The sequence below is a fragment of the Flavobacterium sp. genome (genome assembly GCF_027484945.1).
Classification (GTDB): Bacteria; Bacteroidota; Bacteroidia; order Flavobacteriales; family Flavobacteriaceae; genus Flavobacterium.
Map to the genome: position 1 here is coordinate 1 of NZ_JAIXRZ010000030.1, position 2,734 is coordinate 2,734.

1 protein-coding gene is annotated in these 2,734 nt (G+C 32.2%); it reads left to right on the forward strand.

All coding sequences use genetic code 11. From position 1 onward, the window contains the following. Nucleotides 1-17 precede the first annotated feature (17 nt). Nucleotides 18-2,734, forward strand: a 2,717-nt coding sequence (locus Q0039_RS04790; protein WP_297509886.1) for a DUF6443 domain-containing protein, incomplete at its 3' end; no start/stop codon positions are given.

Consider the following 2,734-nt stretch of genomic DNA (forward strand, 5'->3'; position numbering starts at 1 on the left):
TATAAAAACTAACAGCCATGAAAAAAATATTCTACATCTTAGTTTTGTTTCCAATGATAATCTTTGGGCAAACAACAACCGAAAATTACATTAAAACCACAACTTATAAGAAACCAACTTCGCAAGGTTCAGTTGATGTTAATAATCCAGCTGATGCAACTGTAAATATAAGCTATTTTGATGGATTGGGAAGACCCATTCAACAGATCGACTATAAACAATCAGGTAATGGAAATGATATCATCAAACATATTCAGTATGATGCTTTTGGAAGACAGTTAAAAGAATTTCTACCTATTATAAGTGGTCAGTCCTTAAATTACAGAAGTATCGACAGTTCAGCAGTAAGCAGTTACTATAGCAGTCAAGCTTTTCCCACAATGGTAACTACAGCTAATCCTTTTAGCCAAAAAAAAATTGAGAACTCTCCTTTAAACAGAATTTTAAAGCATGCTGCTCCTGGTAATGATTGGGCAATGGGAAATGGACATGAAGTAAAATTTGATTACCAGACTAATACTATAACCGACTCAATAAAACTCTATAATGCCAATACAACATGGAATTCTGCTTTAGGATTATATGAAATCAATTTGGTAAATGCTGGACTATATTCACAAAATCAATTGTATGTGAGTGTTACCAAAGATGAAAATTGGGATAGTGGGAATATGAATACTGTGAGAGAATTTAAAGATAAAGAAGGTAAATTAATATTGAAAAGGAACTACAATATTAATAGTGAAGGAGTCGTGGAGCCAAATGACACCTACTATGTGTATGATATTTATGGTAATTTGACTTATGTGATACCTCCAAAAGTATTAAATGTAGCTGAAAATGGTGTCTTAGATGAATTCTGTTATCAATATAAATACGACTCCCGAAACAGATTAGTGGAAAAAAAATTGCCAGGAAAAATTTGGGAGTATATTGTTTATGATAAATTAGACAGGGTTGTTATGACGGGCCCTACTAAACCGCCTTTCCGTCATTTGACCAACTTAGGATGGATGTTTACTAAATATGATGATTTTAATAGAGTAATCATGACAGGTTGGCTAACATCATCAACAATAAATAGTGAAGCAAGAAGTATTAGACAGTCCGAAAGAAATTCGGAAACAATATTTAGTGAAAATAGGCTAACCTCAGGAGTTTCTCCAATCGTACCCCCTTCTATCGCTAACAATCCTGCCCATAGTTATACCAATGTTTCGTTGCCAAGAACAGGTTACTATATTTTGACTATAAATTATTATGATGATTACAATTATGTAAATGCACCGTCAAGTTTTGATAACGTTCTAAATCAACAAGTATATTATAATAACAGCATAAAACCAAAAGGATTAGTTACTGGAACTTGGGAAAAGGTTTTAGAGCTGACTCAAACTACCGCTTCAACAAAAAAGAAAACCAGCTTTGCCCTTTATGATTATAAAGCACGACCAATAAGAAGCTATATCAAAAATTATGAAGCTAGTCCCGGTTGGACACAGATAGATACAAAACTGGACTTTGAAGGAAAAGCAGATTACACAGTAACCTCTCATAGACGAACAGCTAATCCAAGTTCTAATGAAATTGTTACTCTAACGGATTATTTTACTTATACCAATCAAAGTCGTTTGCTTTCCCATACCCAAAAAATAAATACCGGAGCAATACAATTAATAGCGGAAAATACTTATGATGATTTAGGTCAGCTTATTTCCAAAAAAGTAGGAAATACAACCAGCACACCTTTACAAAAGGTTGATTATACTTATAATATTCGTGGATGGTTAAATAGTATTAATAATGACCCAACTGATAATCTTGTGTTGAATTCTACTGAAAATGATTTGTTCTCTTTTAAAATTAATTATAATAATGTACAAAATGGTATAAATTATATTGGAAAAAAACTATATAACGGGAATATTGCCGAAACATTTTGGAGATCCGGTTCAAATAACATTATGAGAAAATATGGTTATCTCTATGACGGTTTGAATCGTTTAACTAACGCTTTTTATTTAAAACCAGGAAGTAGCGAACCGGAACCAGGAACCTATAATGAAAGTGTTACCTATGACAACAATGGAAATATACTAACATTAAAAAGAAACGGAGGAAATGATGGAGTGATGCCTCAACAAGAAATAGATAACCTTACCTATCTTTATGCCAATAATAACAATTCAAACAGGCTTGTAAGAGTTAGTGAAAATTACTCGAATGCAGCCAGTGGATTTATAGACGGAACAAATACCGGTGATGATTATACTTATGACGATTATGGAAATATGCTGACAGACCAAAATAAAGGAATTACCAACATTCGTTACAATCATTTAAATTTGCCAATGGAAATAGCATTTGCAAATAATGATAAAATTTCTTATGTTTATGATGGTTCAGGCAATAAGCTTGAAAAAAATGTATCTCAGGGAACTACGGTTATTACAACAAAGTATTTAGAAGGATTTCAATATAAGAAAGTTGGGGCAAATAGTGATGTATTACAATTTTTTCCAACTGCTGAAGGCTATGTCAAGAAAGTGGGAACTAATTCTTATGGTTACGTATTTAATTACACAGACCATTTGGGGAATATTAGGATGAGTTATCAAGATTTGAATCTTAATGGTACTATATCTACAAATGAAATTCTCGAAGAAAATCACTATTACCCATTTGGACTAAAACACAGTTATACAAATACTGCAGTTTCAGATTATAAATATAA